This window comes from Streptomyces griseus subsp. griseus, assembly GCF_003610995.1.
In the GTDB taxonomy this organism is placed as follows: Bacteria; Actinomycetota; Actinomycetes; order Streptomycetales; family Streptomycetaceae; genus Streptomyces.
Genome location: NZ_CP032543.1, coordinates 102,057 through 127,865, shown reverse-complemented (window position 1 = coordinate 127,865; position 25,809 = coordinate 102,057). Strand labels below are relative to the sequence as shown.

At 72.5% G+C, this 25,809-nt stretch carries 25 protein-coding genes, 2 pseudogenes and 1 riboswitch; of the genes and pseudogenes, 17 read left to right on the top strand and 10 right to left on the bottom strand.

What is annotated here, in order from left to right; translation table 11 throughout:
- Positions 1-125 precede the first annotated feature (125 nt).
- Complete coding sequence (locus D6270_RS00625) at positions 126-1,166, top strand: NAD(P)-dependent alcohol dehydrogenase (protein ID WP_109167741.1); 1,041 nt, start codon at positions 126-128, stop codon at positions 1,164-1,166.
- Positions 1,167-1,239: 73 nt separating this feature from the next.
- Here D6270_RS00625 and D6270_RS00620 read toward each other — a convergent pair whose 3' ends face one another.
- A complete protein-coding gene (locus D6270_RS00620; protein WP_109167742.1) occupies positions 1,240-1,605 on the bottom strand; it encodes an ArsR/SmtB family transcription factor in 366 nt (121 codons plus the stop codon).
- 152 nt (positions 1,606-1,757) lie between these two features.
- Between D6270_RS00620 and D6270_RS00615 the strand changes: the two genes are divergently transcribed.
- On the top strand, positions 1,758-2,891 hold the full coding sequence (locus D6270_RS00615; protein WP_109167743.1) for an NADH:flavin oxidoreductase/NADH oxidase: 1,134 nt from the start codon (positions 1,758-1,760) through the stop codon (positions 2,889-2,891).
- Positions 2,892-2,945: 54 nt separating this feature from the next.
- Entirely contained in the window at positions 2,946-5,363 is a 2,418-nt protein-coding gene (locus D6270_RS00610; protein WP_151414643.1) for an FUSC family protein, read from the top strand.
- On the opposite strand, the gene D6270_RS00605 is transcribed toward D6270_RS00610, so the two are convergent.
- Entirely contained in the window at positions 5,326-6,945 is a 1,620-nt protein-coding gene (locus D6270_RS00605; protein ID WP_109167744.1) for an FAD-binding oxidoreductase, read from the bottom strand. The two genes, D6270_RS00610 and D6270_RS00605, sit on opposite strands and share 38 nt — an antisense overlap.
- A 61-nt stretch (positions 6,946-7,006) precedes the next feature.
- Here D6270_RS00605 and D6270_RS00600 point away from each other — a divergent pair, with 61 nt between their 5' ends.
- Complete coding sequence (locus D6270_RS00600; RefSeq protein ID WP_204117244.1) at positions 7,007-7,654, top strand: TetR/AcrR family transcriptional regulator; 648 nt, start codon at positions 7,007-7,009, stop codon at positions 7,652-7,654.
- 61 nt (positions 7,655-7,715) lie between these two features.
- Here D6270_RS00600 and D6270_RS00595 read toward each other — a convergent pair whose 3' ends face one another.
- A complete protein-coding gene (locus D6270_RS00595) occupies positions 7,716-9,614 on the bottom strand; it encodes an RICIN domain-containing protein (protein ID WP_109167745.1) in 1,899 nt (632 codons plus the stop codon).
- Between the two features lie 286 nt (positions 9,615-9,900).
- Here D6270_RS00595 and D6270_RS00590 point away from each other — a divergent pair, with 286 nt between their 5' ends.
- The 3 genes and pseudogenes from D6270_RS00590 to D6270_RS00580 all read left to right on the top strand — a co-directional run.
- A complete protein-coding gene (locus D6270_RS00590; protein ID WP_109167843.1) occupies positions 9,901-10,458 on the top strand; it encodes a TetR/AcrR family transcriptional regulator in 558 nt (185 codons plus the stop codon).
- Between the two features lie 115 nt (positions 10,459-10,573).
- Positions 10,574-10,645: riboswitch (cobalamin riboswitch) on the top strand.
- A gap of 161 nt (positions 10,646-10,806) precedes the next feature.
- Positions 10,807-11,295, top strand: a complete 489-nt coding sequence (locus tag D6270_RS00585; protein ID WP_109167746.1) for a DUF4430 domain-containing protein — start codon at positions 10,807-10,809, stop codon at positions 11,293-11,295.
- A gap of 206 nt (positions 11,296-11,501) precedes the next feature.
- Positions 11,502-12,301 (top strand): annotated as a pseudogene (locus D6270_RS00580) (alpha/beta hydrolase); the annotation flags it as partial.
- Here D6270_RS00580 and D6270_RS00575 read toward each other — a convergent pair.
- Entirely contained in the window at positions 12,291-12,701 is a 411-nt protein-coding gene (locus D6270_RS00575) for an organic hydroperoxide resistance protein (RefSeq protein WP_109167747.1), read from the bottom strand. The pseudogene D6270_RS00580 and the gene D6270_RS00575 overlap by 11 nt on opposite strands.
- 115 nt (positions 12,702-12,816) lie before the next feature.
- Between D6270_RS00575 and D6270_RS00570 the strand changes: the two genes are divergently transcribed.
- From D6270_RS00570 to D6270_RS00560, 3 genes and pseudogenes are all read left to right on the top strand, one after another.
- A complete protein-coding gene (locus D6270_RS00570) occupies positions 12,817-13,305 on the top strand; it encodes a MarR family winged helix-turn-helix transcriptional regulator (RefSeq protein ID WP_109167748.1) in 489 nt (162 codons plus the stop codon).
- Between the two features lie 44 nt (positions 13,306-13,349).
- The gene (locus D6270_RS00565; RefSeq protein ID WP_109167749.1) at positions 13,350-13,976 is read left to right on the top strand and encodes a hypothetical protein; all 627 of its coding nucleotides are present in this window, start codon (positions 13,350-13,352) and stop codon (positions 13,974-13,976) included.
- Positions 13,973-14,789: pseudogene (locus D6270_RS00560) on the top strand (class I SAM-dependent methyltransferase); the annotation flags it as partial. The gene D6270_RS00565 and the pseudogene D6270_RS00560, both read left to right, overlap by 4 nt.
- A gap of 142 nt (positions 14,790-14,931) precedes the next feature.
- Here the strand turns inward: D6270_RS00560 and thpR are convergent.
- On the bottom strand, positions 14,932-15,552 hold the full coding sequence (thpR, locus tag D6270_RS00555; protein WP_109167750.1) for an RNA 2',3'-cyclic phosphodiesterase: 621 nt from the start codon (positions 15,550-15,552) through the stop codon (positions 14,932-14,934).
- Between the two features lie 476 nt (positions 15,553-16,028).
- On the opposite strand from thpR, the gene D6270_RS00550 reads away from it, so the two are divergent.
- The 3 genes from D6270_RS00550 (at position 16,029) to D6270_RS00540 (ending at position 18,146) form a co-directional block, all read left to right on the top strand.
- Positions 16,029-17,267 (top strand): cytochrome P450, encoded by a 1,239-nt coding sequence (locus tag D6270_RS00550; RefSeq protein WP_109167751.1) that lies wholly within the window; start codon positions 16,029-16,031, stop codon positions 17,265-17,267.
- Positions 17,264-17,470, top strand: a complete 207-nt coding sequence (locus D6270_RS00545) for a ferredoxin (RefSeq protein ID WP_204117245.1) — start codon at positions 17,264-17,266, stop codon at positions 17,468-17,470. The genes D6270_RS00550 and D6270_RS00545 overlap by 4 nt, the downstream gene beginning before the upstream one ends.
- Before the next feature lie 88 nt (positions 17,471-17,558).
- On the top strand, positions 17,559-18,146 hold the full coding sequence (locus D6270_RS00540; RefSeq protein ID WP_109167753.1) for a DUF998 domain-containing protein: 588 nt from the start codon (positions 17,559-17,561) through the stop codon (positions 18,144-18,146).
- A 61-nt stretch (positions 18,147-18,207) separates the two neighbouring features.
- Here the strand turns inward: D6270_RS00540 and D6270_RS00535 are convergent, their stop codons facing one another.
- Positions 18,208-19,392, bottom strand: coding sequence for an SGNH/GDSL hydrolase family protein (locus tag D6270_RS00535; RefSeq protein WP_109167754.1), 1,185 nt, complete (start codon positions 19,390-19,392; stop codon positions 18,208-18,210).
- Between the two features lie 73 nt (positions 19,393-19,465).
- Positions 19,466-20,038 carry a TetR/AcrR family transcriptional regulator gene (locus D6270_RS00530; protein ID WP_109167755.1) on the bottom strand — a complete coding sequence of 191 codons (573 nt, stop codon included), beginning with the start codon at positions 20,036-20,038 and terminating at the stop codon, positions 19,466-19,468.
- Between the two features lie 82 nt (positions 20,039-20,120).
- Between D6270_RS00530 and D6270_RS00525 the strand changes: the two genes are divergently transcribed.
- Positions 20,121-20,612, top strand: a complete 492-nt coding sequence (locus D6270_RS00525; RefSeq protein WP_109167756.1) for an FBP domain-containing protein — start codon at positions 20,121-20,123, stop codon at positions 20,610-20,612.
- A gap of 49 nt (positions 20,613-20,661) precedes the next feature.
- Here the strand turns inward: D6270_RS00525 and D6270_RS00520 are convergent, their stop codons facing one another.
- Entirely contained in the window at positions 20,662-21,267 is a 606-nt protein-coding gene (locus tag D6270_RS00520) for an NAD(P)H-dependent oxidoreductase (RefSeq protein WP_391040974.1), read from the bottom strand.
- Between the two features lie 284 nt (positions 21,268-21,551).
- Between D6270_RS00520 and D6270_RS00515 the strand changes: the two genes are divergently transcribed.
- Entirely contained in the window at positions 21,552-21,761 is a 210-nt protein-coding gene (locus D6270_RS00515) for a hypothetical protein (RefSeq protein ID WP_225976739.1), read from the top strand.
- Between the two features lie 10 nt (positions 21,762-21,771).
- On the opposite strand, the gene D6270_RS00510 is transcribed toward D6270_RS00515, so the two are convergent.
- The gene (locus D6270_RS00510; RefSeq protein ID WP_109167844.1) at positions 21,772-22,341 is read right to left on the bottom strand and encodes a DoxX family protein; all 570 of its coding nucleotides are present in this window, start codon (positions 22,339-22,341) and stop codon (positions 21,772-21,774) included.
- Positions 22,342-22,559: 218 nt separating this feature from the next.
- Between D6270_RS00510 and D6270_RS00505 the strand changes: the two genes are divergently transcribed.
- Together D6270_RS00505 and D6270_RS00500 are read left to right on the top strand one after the other, a co-directional pair.
- Positions 22,560-23,054, top strand: a complete 495-nt coding sequence (locus D6270_RS00505; RefSeq protein WP_109167758.1) for a hypothetical protein — start codon at positions 22,560-22,562, stop codon at positions 23,052-23,054.
- A gap of 82 nt (positions 23,055-23,136) precedes the next feature.
- Positions 23,137-23,979 (top strand): DUF4097 family beta strand repeat-containing protein, encoded by an 843-nt coding sequence (locus D6270_RS00500; protein ID WP_109167759.1) that lies wholly within the window; start codon positions 23,137-23,139, stop codon positions 23,977-23,979.
- Positions 23,980-24,168: 189 nt separating this feature from the next.
- Here the strand turns inward: D6270_RS00500 and D6270_RS00495 are convergent, their stop codons facing one another.
- Positions 24,169-25,431, bottom strand: a complete 1,263-nt coding sequence (locus D6270_RS00495) for a glycoside hydrolase family 16 protein (protein WP_109167760.1) — start codon at positions 25,429-25,431, stop codon at positions 24,169-24,171.
- Between the last annotated feature and the right edge of the window lie 378 nt (positions 25,432-25,809).

Below are 25,809 nucleotides of genomic sequence, written 5' to 3'. Positions count from 1 at the left end.
GGCAGCCTGTCCCCGCCAGTGGTAGGACCACTGGACGTAGGCAAAGCGGTGACCTGGGTAAACCCTGGCCGCACCCTGATGCTGGGAGACGTTCCTACCGCATCACCCAGAGGAGAACCTCCGGCATGACCACCGTTGCCGCCTACGCCGCTCCCCGTGCCAAGGCCCCGCTGGTGCGCACCACGATCGAGCGCCGCCCGGTGGGCGAGTTCGACGTCCTGATCGACATCAAGTTCGCCGGTATCTGCCACTCCGACATCCACCAGGCCCGCGACGGCTGGGGCGAGGGCATCTTCCCGATGGTGCCCGGCCACGAGATCGCCGGGATCGTCACCGAGACCGGCCCCGGCGTCACCAAGTTCAAGGCCGGCGACCGTGTCGGCGTCGGCTGCATGGTCGACTCCTGCGGGAAGTGCGATGCCTGTCTGATGGGCCGCGAGCAGCACTGCGCCGAGGGGAACACCCAGACGTACAACGCGCTCGACCGCGGCGGCGAGCCCACCTACGGCGGCTACTCGACGCACATCGTCGTGACCGAGGGGTTCGTCGTCGGTATCCCCGAGGGCATCGCGCTGGACGAGGCCGCGCCGCTGCTCTGCGCGGGCATCACCACGTACTCCCCGCTCCGCCGCTGGGGCGCCGGCCCCGGGAAGAAGGTCGCCGTCATCGGCCTCGGCGGGCTCGGCCACATGGCCGTCAAGATCGCGCACACCCTGGGCGCCGAGGTCACGGTCCTCTCCCAGTCGCTGCGCAAGAAGGACGACGGGCTCAAGCTGGGCGCCGACCACTACTACGCGACCAGCGACCCCAAGACCTTCGAGGAACTGGCCGGAACCTTCGACATCATCCTCTCCACGGTCTCGGCCCCGCTGGACTTCGGCGCCTACCTCGCCCTGCTGCGGACGGACGGCACCCTGGTCAACGTGGGCGCGCCCGAGGAGCCGGTCTCGCTCAACCTCTTCTCGCTCATCGGCGGCAACAAGTCGATGGCGGGCTCCGCGATCGGCGGCATCGCCGAGACCCAGGAGATGCTGGACTTCTGCGCCGTGCACGGCCTCGGCGCCGAGATCGAGGTCATCGGGGCCGGCCAGGTGAACGAGGCGTACGAGCGGGTCCTCGCCAGCGACGTCCGCTACCGCTTCGTGATCGACACCGCGACCATCTGAGCGGTCCGACAGCTGTACGTCGTCCGCCCCGGGCCTGCGAAGAGGCCCGGGGCGGACGACGTACAGGCGTTGTTCAGGCCGAAGGCGCGGGGGAGCGGGCGGAGCGCCGTGCCGCCTCCAGGACGGCCGCCAGCAGTCCCGGGAAGCGTGCCTCCAGGTCGGCCTCGCGCAGCCTGCTCATGCGGGAGGTCCCCTCGTAGTGCTGACGGATGACACCCGCCTCGCGCAGCACCTTGAAGTGGTGGGTGGTGGTCGACTTGCTCACCGGAAGGTCGAACGCGATGCAGGCCATGTCCGCGTGCCCGTCCGCCAGCTCACGCGCGATACGCAGCCGGACAGGGTCGGCCAGCGCGTGCAGGACGGTCTCCAGACGGATCTCCTCCACGGACGGATGGGCCAGCTGCCGGCCGGACGTGGTGCCGCGCTCGGTCGTGGACATGGGTGGCCTCCTTCGGTTCTCGCACCCCCAAAGTACGAACATCCTCGTAGTTTGACAACTGCCGTACTACGAGGTCTATCGTATTGGCCATGGCGCTGCTGCCCTTCCCGTCCGGCAGGGCGCCCAGGCCCCGACCCGGAGGAGACATACCGGTGAGTGCTCTGTTCACGCCCCTGACCCTGCGGTCCCTGGAGATAGCCAACCGCGTGTGGATGTCCCCGATGTGCATGTACTCCGCCGCCTCCCACGGGCCCGAGGCCGGGGTCCCGACCGACTTCCACCTCACCCACCTCGCGAGCCGCGCCGCCGGAGGCGCCGGGCTCGTGATGGCGGAGGCGACCGGCGTACGCCCCGACGGGCGGATCAGCCCCTGGGACCTGGGTCTGTGGAACGACCGCCAGCAGGAGGCCTTCGCCCGGATCGCCGCGGCCATCGCCTCCCACGGATCGGTCCCCGCGATCCAGCTCGCCCACGCCGGCCGCAAGGCGTCCACCGATCGGCCCTGGCTCGGCGGTGAGTACGTCCCCGAGAGCGACGGCGGCTGGCGGTCCGTGGCCCCCAGCCCGGTGGCGTTCGACGGGCTGCCCGTCCCGCACGAGCTGACCGAGGACGAGATCCAGCAGCTGGTACACGACTTCGCGGCGGCCGCCGAGCGCGCCCTCGCCGCCGGATTCCGGGTCGTCGAGATCCACGGCGCCCACGGCTACCTGATCAACTCCTTCCTCTCCCCGGCCGCCAACCGGCGCACCGACGCCTACGGCGGCAGCTGGGAGAACCGGCTGCGCTTCCCGCTCCAGGTGGTCGACGCCGTCCGCGCGGTCTGGCCCGACGACCTGCCCGTCCTCTTCCGCACGTCGGCCACCGACTGGCTGAGCGAGAACGAGGACGACCCGCGCGAGGGCTGGACCGGCGACGACACCGTCCGCCTCGCCAAGGAGCTGACCACCCACGGCGTCGACCTCCTCGACGTCTCCACCGGCGGCCTGGTCCGCGACGCCCGGATTGCCGCCCACCCCGGCTACCAGGTGCCCTTCGCCGCACAGGTACGGCAGGCCACCGCCCTTCCCGTCTCCGCGGTCGGCCTGATCCTGGAGCCCGCCCAGGCCGAGGAGATCGTCGCCACGGGACAGGCCGACGCCGTCATGCTCGGCCGTGAGCTGCTGCGCGACCCGTACTGGGCCCACCACGCTGCCGACACCCTCGGGGCGGAGCCCCGCTGGCCCGACCCCTACGGCTACGCCGTGGTGCGCCGCCGCACCGCGCAGAAGGAGACGGCCGGCGCCTGACCGCACGCCGGGCCGGCCCGCCATCCCGAGCGGACGGCCCGGCGCGGGCCGACAATGGCCCATGTGATCCCCACCGGGCAGGAGAGGGCGACCATCGTCCGCCGGGCCATCCGGGTCGCCGTCGCGGCGGGCGCCGGGTTCTACCCGCTGCTGTACGGTGCCGGGCTGCCGGTCATGGCGGTGTACGCCCTCTTCGCCCCCATCGCCATCGGCCTGCTCTCACCGATCCCCGGCTCCGGCCGCCAGCGGGCCGGCGTCATGGTGCGGGCGCTGCCCTGGGCCCTGGTCCTGGCGACCCTGGGCACGCTGCTGGCGGTCGAGACCTGGGCGGCCGTCGGTGGCATGCTCGTCGTCGGCTTCCTGCTGGCGTTCGCCGCGGTGGGCGGCCCGCGCCCGGCGGGCGCCGGGCCGGGACTCCAGCTCTTCTACATCCTGGCCTGCTTCCCGCCGTACGCCCCCGACACGCTCGGCCAGCGGCTGTCCGGGCTGGCCGTCGGCGTCCTGCTCCTCGCCGCCTGCGAACTCCTGCTGCCCGACCCGTCCGCCGCCACCTACCGGGAACGCCTCGCCCGTGCGCTCGGCGAGGCGGCCCGCGGGGCCGCCTCCGGTGACGTACCGCCTCGGGAGCTGCGCGAGGCCGGGGCGAGGCTCCGGCTGGGGTCCGTGCCCCCGGCGGAACGCCCCGCCGGTGCGGGGCGTGACGACCGCGCGCTGGAGCAGGCGGGCCGTGCGGTCCGCAGACTGCTGGACCAGCTGGCCACCCTCGCCGAGAAGTTCCCGGCAGCCGCCGACCCCGCCTCCGCCGCGCTCCTGGACCGCGTCGCCGGTCTGTGCACCAGCTGCGCCCGGTTCGTGCGCACGGGAGACGACCCGCCGGTGGCCGGGGCCCTGGAGAAGGCGATGCGGGACTTCCAGGCGGAGCGCGTACGCAGGGCGTCCGGGCCACCCGGCGAGCGGCCCCCGGTCGAGGTGGAGCGACGGCAGTCGCAGGTGCTGGCGCTGGCCGAGTCGGCGCGGATGGCGGAGATCACCACCGACATCGCCGTCCACGGCAGACCCACCGAGCCCGCCGCCCCGCGCCGGCTGTTCTGGTACGCGGAGCTGTCCACGCCGGAGCTCTGGGCCCGGCGGGTCGCCGGCAACATGACGTTCCGGTCGGTGCTGCTCCAGAACGCCCTGCGGACCGCGCTCGGCCTCGCGGCGGCCCGCGCGGTGGCCGGTTCCCTCGATCTGTCCCACGGCTTCTGGGTGCTGCTCGCCGTCCTGACCCTGGGGCGGACGACGGCCGGCGCGACCTGGCGGGCGGTCCGCCTGGCGGTGGCCGGGAACGCGGCCGGGGCGCTCGTGGCGGGAGCCCTCCTGGTTGGGCTGGGCCCGCACACCGATGTGTACGCCGCTCTGCTGGGCCCGGTGATGCTGGTGGCGTTCGCCCTGGGACCGCTGCTGGGCGTCGCGTACGCGCAAGGCCTCTTCACGCTGGTCGTCGCCACCGCGTTCGCCCAGATCGAACCGGTCACCTGGCGCCTCTCGGAGGCCCGGATGATCGACGTCGTCACCGGCAGCGCGATCGGCCTGCTCTGCGGCCTCCTGGCGTGGCCGGCGGGCGCCCGCCGGGAGGTCCACCGAGCGATGGCGGCGCTCCTGCGCACCTGCGCCGAGCTGGTCCCGGCGACGGCCCGGACGCTGGTGGGACCGGAGGGCGGCTGGGAGGGCCGGACGGCAGGTCCGGGCGGTTCAGGGGCTTCGCCGTGGCCGTCGGGGGGCGGTGCCGGGGGTGATCGGCCCGACCCGCCGGGCGGGACCGGAGGCAACACGCCGACTTCGTCGGAGGGAGCGCGGGACGAGTCGCAGCCTCCGCCGGACGGCTCCCGGGCCGCGCCTTCGACCTCGCCGGGCGGTTCAGAGGCTTCGCCGTGGCCATCGGCGGGCGGTGCCGGGGATGATCCGCAGACGCTGCCGGCCGGTTCACGGAGCTCGCCGCAGCCTCCCCCACGCGGCTCGCAGCCCGAGCCCCGAACCCTCCCGGCCGTCCACCAACTGCGCCTCGCCGAGGCGGCGTACGCGCAGTACCGCACGGAGGCTCCGGGGGAGGACACCCGTACCGACTGGCACGCCATCCTCATCGCCGCCAATCACATGCTCCTCGGCGCCCACTGGCTGCCCCGCTTCGGCCTGCGACCCGGGTCCGGCGCGACGGCCCCGGCCGCAGCCTGGGCCCGCACCACGGCCCAGGCGCTGGTCGCGGAGACGGACCGGATCGCCTCCCTGCTGACCGGCGACCATCCGGAGAGCGCACGGCGGCGGGCCCTACCGGAAGGGCACCCGCCGACGCCCCTCTCGGCCGACCTGGAGGTGTGGATGACGAGCCTCGCCCACCAGCTCACCCGGATCGAGTCCTCGCTGACCCCACCGCCGGACCCGGACGAGCCGCCGGTCACCTCGTCGCGGCGTCGAACAGCACCCCCGGGTTGAGGATTCCGGCAGGGTCGAGCGCCTGCTTCGCGGCCCGCAGCGCGAGCGCGAACGGCTCCGGGCGCTGGCGGTCGTACCCCGGCCGGTGGTCGCGGCCGACCGCGTGGTGATGGGTGACCGTCGCCCCCTGCTCGCCGAGCGTCTCCATGGCCGCGGCCTTGATCTCGTCCCACATGGCGACCTCCGACCCGCGCCGGCCGGGAGCGATCACCGTGAAATAGGGGGCGGGCCCGTCGGGATAGATGTGCGTGAAGCGGCAGTTGATCAGGCCGGACACACCCGTCACCTTCCGTACGGCCTCCCCGACGTCCCGGTGCACCGCCTCGTACAGGGCCGGGAACCGGTCCCAGGTGCAGGCCGTCTCGAACGTCTCGCTGATCACGCTCATCCGGGCCAGCCCGTCGCGGAGGTAGGGCATGCGCAGGAACGCCGAACGCCAGGTCTCGGCGGCCGAGTCGCCCGCGGCCGCCGGCCGCTCCACCGGGGAGCCGCCGTGGTCCCGGGCCAGGGCGACCAGTTCCGCGAGCCGGCTCCCCACCGGCCCGTGCGCCGACTCCACCCCCAGCACCAGCACGCTCCCGCCCCCCTCGGCCACCCCCGACAGGGCCGCCTCGCCCGGGTCCAGCAGGCGGCAGTTGGCCGGGTGCAGGCCCGACTGCGCGATCGCCCGGACGGCCTCCACCGCGTCGGGGAAACGCTCGAACACCACCGAGGCCGACGCCTTGTGGGACGGGCGGTCCTGGAGCCGCATCCACGCCTCCGTGATGATCCCGAGAGTGCCCTCCGAGCCGAGGAACAACCGGTCCGGCGAAGGCCCGGCCCCCGAACCCGGCACTCGCAACGACTCGCTCACCCCCGCCGGGGTGACCACGCGCAGGGATTCGACCAGGTCGTCGATGTGCGTGTGGAGGGTGGCGTAATGACCGCCCGCGCGGGTGGCGAGCCAGCCGCCGAGCGTGGAGAACGCGAAGCTCTGCGGGAAGTGGCGCAGTGTCAGCCCGTGCGGCCGTAGCCGCGACTCCAGGCCGGGCCCCAGGACACCCGCCTGGATCCGCGCGGCCCGGCTGACCCTGTCGATCTCCAGGACCCGGTCCAGCCCGGACAGGTCCAGGGAGAGGACTCCGGAATGCTCCCCGGCGCGGCACTCGACCCCGCCGACGACCGAACTGCCCGCCCCGTACGGGACCACGGCGATGTCCGCCCCGGCGGCCCAGTCCAGGAGGTCCACCACGTCCCGTTCGTCCCGGGGGCGGGCGACCAGATCCGGAGCGGCCGCCAGATCGCCGTACAGCGCGCGGACCACGTCCCGGAACGCCTTGCCGTAGGTGTGGGCCGCACGGTCGGCCGGGGCGGAGGACACGAGACGGGCGAGCGTCGCAGGGGCGCTCACCCGCACCGGGGGCAGCTCCAGCGAGGCGACCGATGGAACGGGGAGCGCCGACGCCGCCGCGCCAGGGATCAGAGCGGCCAGCGAGGCGCACTCCGCGTCGGGCAGGGCCTGGTCCACGTCACCCCAGCCCCACCAGGACCGGCTGGGGGCGCCGGCGGGCGAGGGAGGAAGGGAGGAGGCATGGTCCGCCATGAGCGTATGACCTTCCAGTAATTTACCTCTGGGTAATTTACTGCAACGTATAGTTCCAGGCATGAACACGGCAAGATCCTCGGTGTCCGCCTCCACCCCGCCCGCGAACGGCCCCCGTGGCGCCGGGACCAAGGGGATCCCCCGCGCGCGCCGCGAGGAGCAGATCCTCGCGGCGGCCGTGGACGAGTTCGGCCGCCACGGCCACGCCTCCGCGTCGATGGCCGCGATCGCGGGGCGTGTGGGTGTCACCAAGCCGATGCTGTACACGTACTTCGGCTCCAAGGACGGCCTCTACCTCGCCTGCCTGGAGCGCGTCGCGCCTCGGCTCGTCACCGCGATCGAGGAGGCGATGGCCGGGGAGCACCCCAGGGCTGAGACGCCCCATCGCGTGCTCAGCGCCGTCTTCGAAGTCCTGGAGGAGCAGCGGGGCGCCTGGTTCGTGCTGTACGACAGGACGCTGAGGCCCGGTACCGACCTGCACGCCGCCGCGCATCGGCACCGGCGGACCATCGACGACCTCGCCGCGTCCGGAACGGCGGACCTCCTGCGCGAGCGCGGCAACGACGACCCGCTGGACGCCGACGCGCTGAAGCACGTGTGGACCGGCACGGTCGGCGCACTCGTGGGCTGGTGGACCGGCCACCCCGACCGGTCGGCGCGGGACATGGCGGCCCGCTGCGCCCGGCTGCTGACCGCGATCCGGGGCTGAGCCGCTACGCGGTCGGGCCCCGCCCAGGACTCGGCGGGGCCCGACGTGCGGCGCTGCGCGGTCAGCCGGTCAGCGCGAACGACTGGGCGGCAGCCCCGTTGCACGGCTGCTGGGAGAGTCGGGCCCCGTTCGCGGTGGAGGAGCTGTCGACGGTGAGGCACTTGCCGCTGTGGCGGGCGACGAAGCGGTACCGCCCGGTGGTGGCCAGGGGTTCGGGCCGCCACTGCTGGTTCGTGGAGCCCACGTACGACCAGAGGTGGACCTTGGTGCCGTCGGCGGTCGCCCCGGCGCCGCCGTCCACGTCCCACACCTTCGTGTTGTGCCGGTTCACCACCTGGTAGTGCCCGCCGCCGGTCGGCCGGAACTGCCAGCTCTGGTTGGCCTCGGTGCCGCACGCCCACTGCTGCAGCGCGGTGCCGTCACCGGTGCCCCAGTCGGCGGCGTCCAGGCAGGCCCCGCTGTTGGTGTTCTGCACCCGGTACCAGGCGGCCGGATCGATGGAACCCCCCGGAGGCTCCGTCGTACCACCGCTCCCGTCCCAGGTGAACGTGGCGACGGCACCGGCGGGCAGGGTGTACGCGAGGGACCTGCCGTTGTCCGTCAGCGAGAACCGCTGGGCGCCGGAGGCGGTGTTGACGACGACGGCGGCACGCGTTCCGTCGGGGTTCTGGAAGGCGACGTTCTGCACACCGCCCGCACCCTGGCTGGTGGAGCCGATACGGGTCGCGCCGGGCTTGACGAACTTGGTGACGTGCCCCAGGACGTAGAACTCCGCGTTCCGGGTGACCTGGCCGCCGGCGATCTCGACGATGCCGTTGCAGCGGTTGGTGCAGTGGCCCTGGTGGGGTCCGCCGTTCCGGTCCAGGGCGAGATTCCAGTTGATGACCGTCTCGCCGCCGTTGCGCATGTTCTGGACGACGAGGTTCTCGGTGTGCCACTTGAGGGTGTCGCCGAACGTGGTGGCGGGGTTCGCGCTGTCGGTGCCCGAGCACTCGGTGAAGAAGACCCGCTTCCCGGCGTTGACGATCTGCTGCTGCGCCGCCGGTGCCCCGCCGTAGCAGTGGAAGGCCGCACCGATGATCCGCTGGATGCCGCCCGTCCGGGCGAAGACGTCCAGCGGGTAGTTGGGGTGGTCCCAGTTGTGGTCGTACGCCAGGAGGTTGGTGGGCAGGTTCGCGGCGGTCAGCGTACGGTCCAGGACCTGGAAGAAGTCCGCCTGCTGGGCGGCCGTCATGCTCATCGACGGGTAACTGGTCGCGAACTCCGGCTCGTTCTGCGCCGTGAGGTCGGTGAGGGTGATCCCCTCCTGCCCGTACGCCCTGATCGCCTTCACCAGATAGTCGGCGTACGCCTGGTGGTGCTCGGTCCTGAGGCTGCCCCCGTTGAGGGAGTTGTTCGTCTTCATCCAGGCCGGGGGAGACCAGGGCGAGCCCATGAACCGGATGGCGGGGTTGATCGCGGTGGCCTGCTTCAGGACCGGGATGATCTGGCTCCGGTCCCGGTCGATGGAGAACGAGCCCCGGGTGTCCTCGTACGTGTAGAAGTCGGAGTTGGCGTCGAAGTCGGTGCTGCCCAGCGGCTGGCGCAGGTAGTTGAGTCCGATGCCGTCCCCCTCCGCGGAGAACAGCGACCTGAGAAGTGTGGTGCGCTGGGCCTGGGGGAGGCCCTGGATGAGATGGGCCGAGGCACCGGTCACGGAGGCGCCCGCGCCGGTGAACCTCTGGCCCTTGCTGTTGGCGTCGATCCGGATGTCGACGCCCTGCGGGGTGCCGGTGAACGGCACGCTTCCGTCGGCGGTGAGCTTCTTGCTGCCGTCGGTGGTGGTCACCCAGACCTGGGCGACCGGGTCGGCGGCCCGGGCTGTGGTGACGGTGGCGTTGACGCCGAGTCCGGCGACGGCCATGACGAGCGCGGCGCCTGCCGCGCGTGCTCTGAGGCGCCGGGGGTGGGGGTGAGGCATGTGCGGCTCTCTCCTTGGGTCGATACGTCGATACCTGGAGACATCGGCGGGGCAACGGCATGAAACCACACCCGCTAAGTGGTTAGTAAGTAGTCGGAGGCGGTGTTCTGCCGTCCCGGGCGGATCTCTCCCGGATCACCGTTCCGAGCAGGCTTAAGCTGACCGGGTGAGCAACCAGTCAGTGGGCAACCAGTCGGTCGGCCGGCCGCCGCGCCGTCCGGCCAAGCCCCGTACGCCGCGCAGTCCGGAAGCCCAGCAGCGCCAGCAGGACATCCTGTCCATCGCCATGGACACCTTCGCCGCGCGCGGCTACAACAACGCCTCGCTGGCGGAGATCGCGGACCGGGTCGGTCTCACCCAGGCGGGCGTCCTGCACTACTTCCGCTCCAAGGCGCTGCTCCTCACCAGCGTCCTCGAACTGCGCGACCGGGCCGACATCGAACAGCTCGGCCCCGACCGCCCCCAGGGGCTCGACTTCCTGCGCCACCTGGTGAACACCGCGCTCCGCAACGCCGAGCGCGAAGGGATCGTCAGGCTGTACGCGGTCCTCTCGGCGGAGTCCGTCACCGACGACCACCCGGCCCAGGACTACTTCCGCGACCGCTACGACGGACTGCGGGTCTTCGTCGCCGACGCCCTGCGCGAGGCGTGCCAACTCCCCGCCGACCGCGCGGAGCTGACCGGGAACGCGGCCAACGCCATCATCGCGGTCATGGACGGCCTCCAGGTCCAGTGGCTGCTGTCGCCGGACTCCGTGGACATGGCCGCCTCGACGGATCTCGTGGTCACCTCCCTCCTCGCCACCCTGGCACCCGAGCGCTTCGGCCCGCCCTCCGGCCGCTGACCCCGCTGCGCACGGACGGTGTATTTGGCCCGTTCCCCGGCTAAGCGCGCCCAACTGGCCGTAGCATGCGAGGGCTTCGGAGATCCGGAGCGACAACTGAATGCGTGCGCGACTGGGGGAAGCCGGTGGGAATCCGGCGCTGACCTGCAACCGTGTGCGGCCCGTCGGGCCGTGAGTCGGACAGCCCGGCGCGTGACGTGTACCGCTTCCCCTGTCATGGTCTGCAGTGCGAAGCCCCGCGGCCCCGGTCCGCCGCGCGTACGCCGCGAGACGCGCGGACGGACGCGGCGCGGACGGTCGGGCCCCGGTGCGGCACGGCAGGCTGCCCCGCACCGGAAAGGCACACTCGTGCACCTGACATCGGCCCGCCGCACCCTCGTCGTCACGGCCGCACTCGGCCTCGCTCTCGCCTCCGCCCCCGCTGTCGCCCAGCCGCAGGCCAAGGCCTCCACGAACGCCCCCGTGAAGGTCTCCCTCACCGTGAAGGGGCCGGACGGACGCCTCTTCAAGGGAAAGATCACGACCAAGGGGCATGACGTGACCACCGCCACCGGCGGCACCCACCGCTGCGACGGCACCAACGGCGGAGCCAACCCGAGCGCCGTACCCACCCCGACCGCCGCACTCGACGACGCCGCGCGGAAGAGACACTTCACCTGGGACGGCACCTGGTACGCGTCGTTCGACGACTACTCCGTCGACACGATAAAGAACGTCAGCGGCGGGGGCGTCGCCTACTGGAACATCGCCGTCAACGGCACCTCGATCCCGGTCGGCGGCTGCCAGTTCAAGCTGAGCGCCGGCGACAAGGTCGCCTTCACCTGGACCGCCTTCTAGAAGGGCGGAGCCCTCCCGCAGGACAGCCGGTCCCGGGCCGTGCGGGCCCGGGACCGGCCTCAGCGGACCCCGGCCCGGCCCGCGTCGGCCGCAGCCTGGCGGAGCTGGCCGGTCCCACTGCCGAGTGCGGACTTGAGACGGGCCGGGCCGTCGGTGGACGTCATGATCGACACACCGCTCTGGATCCCGGCCGGCAGGGCGGCGCTATCCTGACCGGGGCGGCGGCCGGCGGGGGCCAACGGCTGAAGCCCGCCGACGCCACCGAACCGCCCTCGCATCTGCGGCCGTTCCTCCTCGACGTTCCCGAACGGCCCCGCGAACGTGCCGGCAACACCGACCTGTACCTCCCCGAGGCGCAGGGGCCGCATCCGGCCGTGGTGTTCGTCCACGGCGGCCCCGTACCGGCCGGGGCGCGGCCGACGCCCCGGGACTGGCCGGCCCTGACGGGGTGCGCGCGGTACGTCGCCGGGCGGGGAGCCTTGGCCGTGACCCTCGACCACCGGCTGCACGCCTTCACCGACTGCCATCGGGCGGCCGTGGATGTCGCCACCGCGGTGGGCCGGGTCCGCGCCGACCCCCGGGTGGACGCGGACCGGGTCGCCCTGTGGTTCTTCTCCGGCGGCGGCCCCCTCGCCGCGGACTGGCTGGCCGCGCCCCCGCCCTGGCTGCGCTGCCTGGCCGCCAACTACCCGATTCTGGCCCCGTTGCCGAGCTGGGGGTGGCCGACCCCCGGTTCCACCCGGTGCGGGCGGTCGCCCACGCGGGGAAGCTCCCGGTCGTGCTGGTCCGGGCAGGGCGCCAGCTGGCCGAGATCGCCGTCACCGTCGAGGAGTTCCTCACCGAGGCCGAACGCCGCGGGGCCCACGTCGAGGTGGTCGACGTACCGGAGGGCCGCCACGGCTGCGAGCCCCTCGACCCGACGGACGAGGGACGCGACACCATACGCCGGGCGGTCGAGGCGGTACTGGCCCGCCTGACCGCCCGAGGGCGGGGGACTACTCGATGACCAGCTCCACGTCGATGTTCCCGCGGGTCGCCTTGGAGTAGGGGCAGTAGGCGTGGGTGGCCTCGACGAGCTGCTGCCCGACCTCTCCGGTGAGGGAGTCCGGCAGCTCCACGCGCATGACGACCGCGAGACCGAAGCCGCCGCCGTCCTTGCCGATGGAGACCTCGGCGGTCACCGAGACGTCCTTGGTGTCGACCTTCATCTCACGGGCGACCGACGCCATCGCACTGGCGAAACAGGCCGCGTACCCGGCTGCGAAGAGCTGCTCGGGGTTGGTGCCCTTGCCGTTGCCGCCGAGGGCCGGGGGCAGGGCGAGCGGCAGGTCGATCTGACCGTCCGAGCTCACGGCACGTCCCTCACGGCCGTTGGCGGTTGCGGCGGCGGTGTACAGCGCGTCCATGGGGTGACCCTCCTCGTCGGTGCCGCGAACGGATCGGTCGCGGTCACGAACACAAAGATTGCACATCATTAAGTTGTGCACAACTTAATCGCGTGGTCGGCGGTACGCTGATTCCATGACGCCTGTTCCGAACGCCTCGCCCGACCTCCCCGCCGTCCCCGACGAGGAGCTGCTGCGGCTGGACCACCAGGTCTGCTTCTCGCTGCACGCGGCGTCGCGGGCGTTCGGCGGCTTCTACCGGCAGGCGCTCAAGGAGCTCGGCCTCACCTACCCCCAGTACCTGGTCATGCTGGTGCTCTGGGAGGAGGGGCCCCGGCCGGTCAAGGTCATCGGGGAGCGCCTCCGTCTGGATTCCGGGACCCTCTCGCCGCTGCTGAAGCGGCTGGAGGCGGCAGGGCTGGTCCGGCGCGAACGCAGCCGTGAGGACGAGCGGTCCGTCGTCATCGAACTCACCGGTGAGGGTGCGCGGCTGCGTGAGCGCGCGCTGTCCGTCCCCCGGGGGGTGCTCGCGGCGACGGGCCTGTCGGTGGAGGAGGTTCTCGGGCTGCAGGAGGTCCTCGGCCGCCTCACCGCGGCCCTGACGGAGGCTGCCCACGCGCGCTGACAGTTTTTCTTGTCTCGCTCCATTGTGACAGTTAAACTTGTCGCATGGAGGAATCGAGAGGCATCCCCACCCCGACCCGCGACGACGAGAACTTCTGGAACGTGGTCATGACGCCGGTGGAGCCCGCCTGGAGCGAGCCCAGCGATGACGACACGTTCACCATGGACGAGCAGGTGCTGGACGCGGTCCGCGCCCTGGCCGAGCGGATCTCGACGCGTGCGCGCGCCTACCGCACCGCCGGCCGGCCCTTCGACGCCGCGCTGACTGCCGCCCCCGACGTGCAACTCGCCACGCTGCGAGCCTTGTTCGAGGCCAAGCGCTCCGTCGACCGGCTCGCCGAGAGCGCGGCCACCGCGGCCGGCCGCAGCGGAGCCAGCTACACCCAGCTCGGCGCGGCCTGGGGCGGCATCAAGCGCCAGTCCGCCCGCCTCAAGTGGCCCCACGCCGTGGTCAAGAGGTCGGCGGGCGAGTCCGTCCCGCTCCGTTACGCGGGTGGCTCCGCCGTCATCCACCACGACCCGGACGCGGACGCCTGGTGGTACACCGCCACGGCGGCGGAAGGGCAGGCGGAGGAGTCCGAGGCCGTCCACCCCACCTCGGCCGAGGCCATCGCCCGGGCGACCGAGTTCCTCCTGACGCACGCGCGGCCCTTGAGTCCGCGTTCCGCATGAGCGGGGGGACGCGGGTCCGACGCGACGACACCCCTGAGGAGCCCCGGCGGGAGCGGCCGGCCCGCGTCTTCGACGAGGACGCCGAGCTCTACGACCGGGCCAGGCCCGGTCATCCGCCGGAGCTGTACGACGATCTGGCCGAGCTCGCCGGTGCGGGCCCCCGGCAGCCGCGTACTGGAAGCGGGGTGCGGGACCGGCCAGGCCACGGTGCCGTTGGCCGGACGGGGCTGCCGGATCACCGCCGTCGAGGCGGGGCCACGCATGGCCGCGATCGCCCGTCGCGACCTGGCCGGTGAAGCGGAGGCGGAGGTGGTGACGGCGCGGTTCGAGTCCTGGCCGCTGCCGCCGGAACCGTACGACGTGGTGGTCTCGGCGACGGCCTTCCACTGGATCGACCCGGCGATCCGGAGGGCCGCCGACGCCCTCCGTCCGGGCGGAGCGCTCGCCGTGGCCCGCGGGCAGCATGTCATGGGCGGTGCCGAGGGGTTCTTCGCCGAGGTCCAGCGCTGCTACGAGCGTTTCGACCCGCAGACCCCACCCGGGCTGCGGCCTCCCGCAGCGGCCGACGTCGACGCCTCGGACCATGTGAGGGAGGTGGCGCGCAGCGGCCGGTTCGGCCCCACGGTCCTGCGCCGCCACCCGCAGGACCTCACCTTCGCCACCACCGGCTACCTCGACCTGCTGCGCACCTTCTCCGGCCACCGGGCCCTCCCGGAGGCCGTCGGGGACGGGCTGCTGGAGTGCGTCGCCGCGCTGATCGACGGACGGTACGGAGGCGGCGTGACCAAGCGCTACCTCTTCGAAGTGGCGGTTCCGGAGCTCGCATACATGCACCGTCCTGGGGTGACCTCGGAGCGCGGCGACACGCGGCCCTCGACTCGGGCCGTGGAGCGCCGCGTTGACGGTCCGCCACCCACCTGCCGTACCGCACCCGAACCGCGGTGACAGGCGCGGATCAGGCTCCTTGGCCGAGACTCCAGGCCTCGATGTCCCGGTAGCGGATCGGCCCCGGCCCCCGGCCGATGTTGCTGCCGACCAGATGGAGCCGCCCGGCCTCCCAGACGCGGCCGGAGAACGCGGCGAGTCCCTCGGCGACCTCCACCACCGCTGAGTGGTCGCCCCGGCGGGAGCGGGCCAGGGTGAGATGGGGCCGCAACGGCCGGTCAGGGAAGGAGACCCCGCACGCCTTGACGGCCTCGCGTACGTCGGTGGCCAGCCGGTGCAGCCCTTCGAGATCCCCCTCGATCCCGCTCCACAGCACCCGTTCGTCGAAGTGCCCGCCGCCGCGCAGCGCCAGCCGCAGGGGCCGGTGCCGCGCCGCCAACTCGGCGAGGCGGGGCATCAGGAGCGGGACGGTGGTGAGCGGGAGTTCACCGAGGAACGCCAGGGTGATGTGCCAGTCCTCGATCCGGTTCCACCGCAGCCGTGGATACGCCTCGTAGGCGGGGCGCAGCGCCCGCTCCAACTCGTCCTTGGCGTCGTCGGGAGGGGCGAGCGCCAGGAAGACTCGTATCGTCGCGGTCTGCCCGCGCTCGTCCACGGCAGGCTCGGTGACGGCTTCGAACGGTTCGTTCACCTGCCGTACGGTACGTGCCGCCCTCGCCCCCGGTGCAACACGGGGCCCGTCCACCGACTTCGGCGAGCGGCCCGTGCCGGACCTCCGGGGCTCAGCACCCCGCCGATGCCGAGGTGGCCGGTCATGTGTCGGCGCGGCTGCACGGACCCAGACGGTCCCCACGGCTGACCGGCGCCGTAAGGGACACGAGGGTAAGCGTCTTCGGCGGACGGCATGATTCAGGCCCCGCTTTCCCGCCCGGTTCAGGCCGCTGGGCAGCCCGGTGGCCACGCCGGCGCCGCCGGGTCGCCCCTCCGGAGCTGAGGGGATGCGATGCGGATCGAACGCGTACGAACAACACCGGCCAGATCCACGGGCCCGCCGAGCTGGCCGGTCTACCCGTCGACCAGATAGGTGCCTGAGGCATCTAATAGTGAAGAAGCGCGGAACGACCGGCTCCGCGCGCACGACCGAGCACTGCGAGGCGACCCGATCCCATGACGGAATCCACGACGGACCCGGCCCGCCAGAACCTCGACCCCACCTCCCCGGCCCCCGCGACGTCCTTCCCGCAGGACCGCGGGTGCCCCTACCACCCGCCCGCCGGGTACGCACCGCTGCGCGAGGGCCGCCCGCTGAGCCGGGTCACCCTCTTCGACGGACGCCCGGTCTGGGCGGTCACCGGGCACGCCCTGGCCCGTCGGCTACTGGCGGACCCGCGGCTCTCCACCGACCGCAGCCACCCGGACTTCCCCGTCCCGGCCGAGCGGTTCGCCGGCGCGCAGCGGCGCCGCGTCGCTCTGCTCGGCGTCGACGACCCCGAGCACAACACCCAGCGCAGGATGCTCATCCCGACCTTCTCGGTGAAGCGGATCGGCGCGCTCCGCCCGCGTATCCAGGAGACCGTGGACCGGCTCCTCGACGCGATGGAGCGACAAGGGCCCCCGGCCGAACTGGTGAGCGCGTTCGCCCTGCCGGTGCCGTCGATGGTGATCTGTGCTCTGCTCGGCGTGCCCTACGCCGACCACGCGTTCTTCGAGGAACGCTCGCAGCGACTCCTGCGCGGCCCGGGAGCCGACGATGTGAACAGGGCCCGCGACGAACTCGAGGAGTACCTGGGCGCGCTGATCGACCGCAAGAGGGCGGAGCCGGGTGACGGCCTCCTGGACGAGCTGATCCACCGGGACCACCCGGACGGACCGGTCGACCGCGAACAGCTGGTCGCCTTCGCCGTCATCCTGCTCATCGCCGGGCACGAGACGACGGCGAACATGATCTCGCTCGGCACGTTCACGCTGCTGAGCCACCCCGAACAGCTGGCGGCGCTGCGGGCCGGCGGGACGAGCACCGCCGTGGTGGTCGAGGAGCTGCTGCGGTTCCTCTCCATCGCCGAGGGCCTCCAGCGCCTGGCGACCGAGGACATGGAGGTCGACGGGGCGACGATCCGCAAGGGGGAGGGCGTGGTCTTCTCGACCTCGCTGATCAACCGCGACGCCGACGTGTTCCCCCGGGCCGAGACACTCGACTGGGACCGCCCCGCCCGCCATCACCTCGCCTTCGGCTTCGGAGTCCACCAGTGCCTGGGCCAGAACCTGGCCCGCGCCGAGCTGGACATCGCGATGCGCACCCTGTTCGAGCGGCTTCCCGGGCTCAGGCTCGCCGTACCCGCGCACGAGATCCGTCACAAGCCGGGGGACACGATCCAGGGCCTCCTCGACCTGCCCGTGGCCTGGTGAGCGGCGTGGGAGTCCAGGTCGACAAGGAACGCTGTGTGGGCGCCGGCATGTGTGCGCTGACCGCGCCGGACGTCTTCACCCAGGACGACGACGGTCTCAGCGAGGTGCTCCCCGGCCGGGAGGCGACGTCCGGGACCCATCCGCTGGTGGGGGAGGCGGTACGGGCCTGCCCGGTGGGGGCGGTGGTCCTCTCCTCCGACTGACGTCCCCCGGCACGGGGTTCGCCTCTTGCTGCCATGGCTCGGCGCCGAGGTCAACGACAAGCAATCCCAGGGCATTTATGATGTCTTGATGCGATCTGTCCCTTGGTGGGCCCTGCTCTCCTCCGGGTGTGCGCCGCTGCTGCTGGTCGGTTCCTGGACGATCGCGCAACTGCGGCAGGGCCCGTCGTACGACCCCGCGACGCAGACCCTGAGCGTGCTGGCCGCCTACGGGGCCGGCAGCTACTGGCTGATGACCGGCGCGCTGCTGGTGCTGGGCATGTGTTACGTCGTCACGGCGCACGCCCTCCGGGGAGCGGCGCTCGCCGGGCGCGTCGCCCTGGCCGGCGGGGGGCTGTGCGCCCTGGCGCTGACGTTGGTACCGGCACCGAGCAGCGGCGGGGCGCTGGAGCACGGAGCTGTGGCGACGCTGGGCCTCGTGCTGCTGGCGGTATGGCCTCCGCTGGCCGCCGTCCGCGGAAAGGGGGGCCCGGTCCCGTGGGGGCTGCGGCTGGACGTGTCGCTCGCCGCGAGCGCGGTGATGGGTGCGACGGCGTTCTGGTTCCTGGCCGAGCTGCAGAGCGCCGGGGCGCCCGGCATCGCCGAGCGGGTGGTGACGTTCCTCCAGGCGCTCTGGCCCTTCCTGGTGGTCCTCTCCTGCCGGCGGAGCGCGCGTTGACGGGGAGGCGCCGGCCGCGGTCCGACCGTGGAGGCGCGCTCCGCTGAGCCGTTGCCCCGGGTCAGCGGCGCTTCACGGCGAAGGGCCCGTCGTCGCCGAAGGCGAGGCCGGCGAAGCGTTCGCCGATACGGCGGTGGGTGGCGGGGTCCGGGTGCAGGGCGTCGGGCAGCGGTAGTTCGGCGTGGTCGGTCTCGCCGTAGAGGGCCAGGCCGTCCAGGTGGTGCAGATGGGGATCGGTGGCGGCGCGCCGTCCGACGAGCCGGGCCAGCTCGTCCCGGATGACGGTGAGGGTCAGCTTCCCGGCGGCGGTCTCCGCGGGGTCCCCGGTGGCGATGAACCGCAGCCGCCCCTCGCTCATCGCGCTGTAGTCCGGGGCGGCGGGGCCGGGCGTGTGCTCGTGGATGGGGCAGAGGATCGGCGAGACGACCAGCAGGGGTGTGGTGGGGTGCCCTTCGCGGATGGTGTCGAGGAACCCGTGCACGGCCGGTCCGAAGGCGCGCAGCCGCATCAGATCGGCGTTGACGAGGTTGATGCCGATCTTGACGCTGATCAGGTCGGCGGGGGTGTCCCGGATGGCACGGGCGGTGAAGGGGTCGAGGAGGGCGCCGCCGCCGAACCCGAGGTTGATCAGTTCGGCCCCGCCGAGGGCCGCCGCCAGGGCCGGCCAGGTGCCGGTAGGTGTCGCGGCGTTGGAACCGTGGCTGATGGAGCTGCCGTGGTGCAGCCAGACCGGCCGGCCGCTGGGCTGCGGGGTGCTGACGGGCGCGTCGGTGCGCAGGGCGACCAGCTGGGTGGTCTCGTCGTGGGGCAGCCAGATCTCGATGCCCTTCTCGGTGTCCGGCAGGCCGGTGAAGCTGATGGTCTCCACGGGACCCGGGCGGCTGTGCGCGGTCCCCGAAGCCAGGTCGATGGTGAGCGTGTCGCCGTCGGGCGCACTCGCCCGGCCCGCGAGGCGCCCGTCCACGAGAAGCTCGTACACCCCGTCGGGACGGGGCGGCGCTCCCGGGTAGACCCGCTTGGTGGCGACCACGTCCAGTTCGACGGCGGTGGCCCGGCTGCGGAAGGCCAGTCGGACCCCGGAGGGCTGCGACTCGGCCATGGCCAGCTGTCCGTCGGGGATCTGCTGCCGGGCGTGGGCGGGCAGCCGGTGGGGCAGCACGCCGCGTTCGGTGCGCTCCAGGTCGAGGGCGCCGCGCAGGATGTCGAGGCCGATGGGGGTGGTGGTCCAGTCGGGCCGGGTGTTCATTTTCTGGACTCTCCTCGCTGGAAAGGGTCAGGGCGCGGGCGGGCTTCTGGGGGGGGATTCCGCTCGGGAGGGGTCAGGGGAGGGCGGGCCAGTTGCGCAGCAGGGCGTCGAGTGCGCCGAGGATCTCGGTCCAGCTCTCCTGGGAGGCGGGGGAGCTGTGGCTGAAGCCGCCGGCCGCTTCCAGGCCGACGAAACCGCTGAAGACGCTGCCCAGTAGCCGTACGGCATGGGTCTGCTGGGTCTCCGTCAGGTCGTAGCCGCGCAGGATGGCCCGCATCATCCGGGAATGCCGTACGCCCGCGCCGGCGGCGGCCGCATCCGCGTCGAGGCGGAACTGGGCCGCGGCGAAGCGCCCCGGGTGCTGGAGGGCGTAGTTGCGGTAGGTGTCGGCGAAGGCGGTGAGCGCGTCCTCGCCGGCCCGCCCCGCGATGGCGGCAGCGGCCAGGTCGGCCAGCTCCTCCAACGCGAGCAGGGCGATCTTCGTCTTGAGGTCGTGGGCGTTCTTGACGTGCGAGTACAGGCTCGCGGTCCTGACGCCCAGCTGCCGGGCGAGCTCGGAAGGGGTCACCTGCTCGAAGCCGATCTCGTCCGCCAGCTCGGCCCCCGCTCTCACCACGCGCTCCGCGGCCGGTCCTGCCTTCGCCATGCCACCCTCCGAACGCTTCCGAGTGATTGCCTAAGTAAATATACGTTTGCCTAATGACTTTAGGCAAATTAGCGTGGCTGTCATGAATCCGCTGACCGAGCAAGAGATCCGCACCGCGTTCGTGAACTGCACCAAAGGTGAGGCCAAGCGTCTGAACATCCCTCGCGACCTGGCCGAACGCCCCTGGTCCGACCTGGACTTCCTGGGCTGGCGCGACCCGCAGGCCCCCGACCGGGCGTACCTCGTGGCCGCCTGGGACGGCACGCCGGTCGGTGTGCAGCTGCGCTCCTCGGACGCGGGCTCCTGGCAGACCCGCCGCAGCATGTGCTCCCTCTGTGTGACCGTCCACACCGGAGGCGTCTCCCTGCTGGTGGCCCCGAGGTCGGGGAAGGCCGGCCAGCAGGGCAACTCGGTCGGCGCCTACATGTGCAGCGACCTCGCCTGCTCGCTCTACGTGCGAGGGAAGAAGGACGCGGGCGTCGGCGGACGGCTCCGCGAGTCGCTCACCCTCGACGAGCAGATCCAGCGGACCGTGGCGAATCTCGCCGCGTTCATCGCCAAGGTGACCGGGTGATCCGCCGGGAGGCGACCGGCTCCCGGCGGATCACATCGGGTCCCCGCGATCAAGCAGGGAGGGGCTCCGCATGGCGTGCCGGGCGGAGCGCGGTCGCCCACCGGGCCGGCCGGTCCAGCAGCGTCTTGGCGTAACCGGCGGCTTCGGGCGCCGACGGGCGGCGCTCCTGCCGGCTGGTGAAGTGGTTCGGGAAGGCGAGGCCCTCGCGGATGGTCACCGCGGGCGGCTCGGCCAGCGCGTCCGCCAGGTGCAGGACCGCGTGCCGGCCGCCCGCCGCGTCGCCGTAGCTGCCGAAGGCGACGGCCTTGGCCGTCCACCGGGTGAAGTGCCCGTCGACGGCCGCCTTGAGCGACGCGGGGGAGCTGTGGTTGCACAAGGGTGTGCCGGCGACGAATGCGTCGGCGTCGTCCAGGGCGGCGGCCAGCTCCGCCATCCCGCCGGGACGGGGGTGGTCGTCATCTGCGTACTTCGGTGACGCGTCGGGCAGGGCCGAGGGGATGTCCTGGTCGGCCGGATCGACGACGGTCACCTCGCAAGCGCCGTGAGCACCGGCCTGTTCGGCGGCCCAGGAGGTCACGGCCGGACCGAACCGGTCCTCCCGGACACCTCCGACGATGATCACGAGCTTGGGCTTGTCGTGCAGGGTCACCACTATCCGGACGCGGCGCGGCCCGCCGGACCGTGCTCAGGCCGGCCCCGCAGTGTTACCTCGGGCGCTCCCGCGGCCTAGGGGCGGCGTCGTGTCCTCCCGGCGTGGGTTCGCCGTTGGGGGATGTCACCGGGCCAGGCGCGACAGCGTCCAGCCGTGGTCGCCGGGGGTGCCGGACCGGGGGCGCCGCCGGGTGCCGGGGCTGCGGCGCTCCGATCCGGCCTCATTCACCGCGGAACTCGCCCCCCGCTGCGGGCCCCGACCTCACGCACCACCTGAACCGGTACGTGGTGCCGCGACGAGGGCCGCTGCGGCTCCGCCACCCGTCCGGATGCGCACCGAAGCCGGTCCGCGAGCCCCGCGAACTCCCCGAGGACGGGTGGCGGCTGGTGGTCTTCCTCCTGGCGGACGAGGCGACGGCCCGGGCGGTCGACGGGCTCGCGGGCCGGTCCTCCGGCCGACTGCGGGTGGTCCGACGCCGCTCCGGGCCGGCGCCTTGAGGAGGAGCGGTTACGGCAGTCGCTTGCGGGCCGCTTCGACGGCGCCCGTGACACTGTGCACGGCACTGCCCGCCACATCACCGACCCGGTCGGCGGCCGTGTGCGCTTGGTGGGTGACGGCGTCTGAGGCGTGACCGGCGGCGTGGCGGGTGCGGTAGGCGAGCGAGGGTTTGCCGTGGGTGTCGGCGGCGGCGATGAGGAGTCCGCCGAGCAGGGACGCGTTCTTGAGGAACTGGACCCGCTGGGCGGCACGCTTCTCCGGATCCTCGATCGTCCAGTACCGGTGGGCCGCCAGGGTCGTGGGGATGAGGGTCACGGCGAGGGCGGCCGAGGCGAGCCGGGGTGCGCGCCCCAGCGAGAGCAGGAGACCGGCACCGAGCTGTACGGCGCCGTTGAGGCGTACAAGGCTCTCGGTATCCTCCGGCAGCAGGGACGTCCGCTGTCCGATCGTCGCGGAGAAGCGATCGGTCACGGGTTCGGCGGCAGGAACCAGGGGCGCGGGATTGCGCACCGCGTTGTATCCGCCGCTGACGAACATCGAGGCCAGCAGGGGGCGGGCGACTTTACGCAGAACAGTCATGACGGTCGGCTGCCCCGCCGCGAGGAGAAGCACACGCGTCCACACCCGCTGTCCGTCGTTCGGCTGCTGTTCGGAGGGGCTGTCTCCGTCATGACACCCCTTTGGGGCCAAGGTTGAGCGCTGTGGCGCCATCTGGTGCCACATTCCGCCTGCGACACCATCCACTACCCGGCAGAGCTGCAATCACAAGGGCTTGTGGATGGCGCCATAGTGGCGCCATGGATCTCACCCCGTATGTCGACTCCCTCCGCCGTGAACTCGCGGTGGCCGCCGAGGCCGGCGGCGAAGAAGCCCGTGTGCTGGCGGAGAGGCTCACCGCCCCTCTGGAGTCGGCGACCAGGCTGACCATGCTTCATGTGCTCTCCGCCGCGATGGACGAGGTCACGCGCGAGCTCGCCCCCGGTTCGGTGGATGTACGGCTGCGCGGCCTCGACCCCGTCTTCGTGGTGAACCTGCCCCAGCCCGGGGAGGGCGCCCCCGCCGAGCCGCTCAAGATCCAGGCCGGGAGTGACGAGGGCGGTACGGCCCGGATCAATCTGCGCCTGCCGGCCCACCTCAAGGCCCGCGCCGAGGAGACCGCGGCCGGTGATGGCCTGTCGGTCAACGCGTGGCTGGTGCGGGCGGTGTCGGCCGCGCTCGACGGCGGCGCCCGGCCGCGTACGACGGAAAGGGCCCGGACCGTCGGGCAGAGCTTCACGGGCTGGGTGCGCTAGCCGCCCCGGCTCCGTACCACTTCACCCAACACCGCGTCCCACCAGCAGGGACGTCTCCAGGACCCACGAGGACGGGACGGCCATGCCTTCTTTCGACACCCCCGAACCGATCTCCGTCGCCGCGCATGTGGAGGCCGGCTCCATCCTGTTCGCCGCGGGTGAGGGCCCCACCACCGTCGTGGACGTGCGCCCCCGCGACCCGGAGCGGGACCAGGACGTGCGGACGGCGGGCCAGACCGGGGTCACGTACGCGGGCGGCGCACTCACGGTGAGGACGCCCAAGCCCGGACTGCTCGGCCGCATCGGCGCCGTCGACGTGACGGTCGAACTGCCTGCGGGCTCGCGCGTCGAGGCGACCGGCGCCTGGCTCCAGGTGCTCGGCGAGGGCCGGCTCGGCGAGGTCCGCGTGAAGACCTCGTCGGGCGATGTCCGCCTCGACACGACCGGCCCGCTGAAGCTGACCGCGTCACACGGCTCCATCACCGTGGACCGGGTCGAGGGCGCGGCCGAGATGGCCACCAGCTCCGGGAGCCTGCGCGTCGGCCACCTGGAAGGCTCCGCCGTCCTGAAGAACTCGCACGGCACCACGAGTGTCGAGACCGCGAGGGGCGATCTGCGGGTGAGCGGCGCCAACGGCGACATCGTCATCACACGCGCCGAGGGACCGGTCACGGCCACCACCGCCCACGGCACCCTGCGGGTGGCGGAAGTGGCCCGCGGAACAGTTCAGTTGGAGACCTCCTACGGTGCCATCGAGGTCGGCGTCCGCGAGGGTACCGTCGCCTGGCTGGACGTCAGCTCGGGCACCGGCCAGTTGCGCAACTCGCTCACCGAGTCGAAGGCCCCCCAGGAGGGCGAGAACACCGTCAGGATCCGCGCCCGCACCCGGCACGGCAACATCGACGTCCGCCGCGCCAAGGTCTGACGCGCCAGAACCAGCGAGCGGGGCCATCCACTGCGTCATCGTGCTCGCGGCGCTCGGCGACTGCCGCGTGGTTCGACCGGGACGCGGGACGGCCGCCTTCTGCCCGGCGACGGCTCTCCGTCGCCGGGCAGAAGCGGTTTCAGTGCGCGGTGCGTGCGTTACGGGAGCGGGCCCCGAGCGGGCCGTTGCTCATGCCACGGTCCACTTCTGGTTGGCTGCGCCGGTGCAGGTCCACAACTGGGTGCGGGTGCCGTTGGCGGAGGAGCTGCCGATGGCGTCCAGGCACCTGTCGGCCGGGATGGAGACGATGTCGCGGGCGGCGGGGACGGCCCAGCGCTGGGCGCCGGTCCCGTTGCAGTCCCACAGCTGGACGAGGGTGCCGTTGGCGGTGGCCCCGTCCTTGGCGTCGAGGCACTTGCCGAGGGCGCGGATGGTGCCGTCGGAGCGGACGTCCCACTGCTGGGCAGCGGTGCCGTTGCAGTCGTAGAGCTGGACGGCGGTGCCGTTGGCGGAGCTGGCGCCCGCCACGTCGAGGCACTTCCCGCCGATACCCCGGATGGTCTTCGCGCCGGCCGGCGGGGTGGTGGTGTCGGTGTTCACGCGGACGTAGTCCACGACGAGCTGCTGCGGGAAGCGGGTCGAACCATCGGGGTCGCCGGGCCAGTAGCCGCCGACCGCGAGGTTCAGGATGATGAAGAAGGGCTTGTTGAAGACCCACTGCCGGCCGCCGAGGTCGGCGGGGGTGCGGGTCTGGTAGACGTTCCCGTCCACGGACCACCTGATGGAGTTGGGGCTCCAGTCGATGGCGAAGGTGTGGAAAGCGTCAGCGAAGGCCGCGCCACCGGGCAGGGTGTAGCCGGCGCCGATGCCGCCGGAGCCGGAGTAGCCCGGTCCGTGCAGCGTCCCATGTACGGTGCCCGGCTCGAAGCCCACGTTCTCCATGATGTCGATCTCACCCGAGGCGGGCCAGCCGACGTTGCCGAGGTCGTTGCCGAGCATCCAGAAGGCGGGCCAGATGCCCTGGCCGCGCGGGAGCTTCATGCGGGCCTCGACGCGCCCGTACTGCGCCGTGAACTTCCCGGCCGTATTGAGGCGGGCCGAGGTGTACTCACACCGCCCGTACCAGCAGTTGTAGTTGGCCGGATTCTCCCTCTTCGCCGTGATGACGAGGTTGCCCTGGCCGTCCAGCGCGGCGTTGTTCGTCCCCGAGGTGTAGAACTGCCGTTCGTGGTTGTTGACGTTGTCACCGGTCTCCAGCTGCCACCTGGAGGAGTTGACACCCGAACCGGCCGGGCCGTCGAAGTTCTCGTCGAAGGTCACCGCGGCGGGGGCGACCGCACCGGAGTCCGGGGCCGGGGCGGCCTGCACGGCGGTGGGGGAGAGGGCGGCGAGGGTGAGACAGGCGGCCGCGGCCAGCCAGGTGAGGGATCTGTGGCGCCAAGGCGTACGCACGGGGCATCACATCGCTTTCGTGGGGGTGTGAGGGGTGGATGGGAGAACCGGTTCACCGTGACGTGTGCATGACAGGACGCCGGACGCCCTGGCAGCCGTGCAGTGGACACGAAGTGAAGTGATCGGGGGATCGCCGGGGACAGCAGCGTTCAACAGTTGGCGATAATGATTTAAGGAGCGCGCCGCAGGCCCGTCAAGGCGTTCGTCTGGACCAATTCCCTTCGCCGCAGGTCGACTTGGTGTTTCGCCGACCGACGGGCGAGCGGTCACGGCTGCTCCGGGAGGCCCCCGCCGCCGCTCCCTGCCCCGCCGTCCCGGCCCTCGGCCGAGGACGTTCGGCGGGTCGCTTTGTCTCCCCAGTAGAGAAAGTTGAGGCCA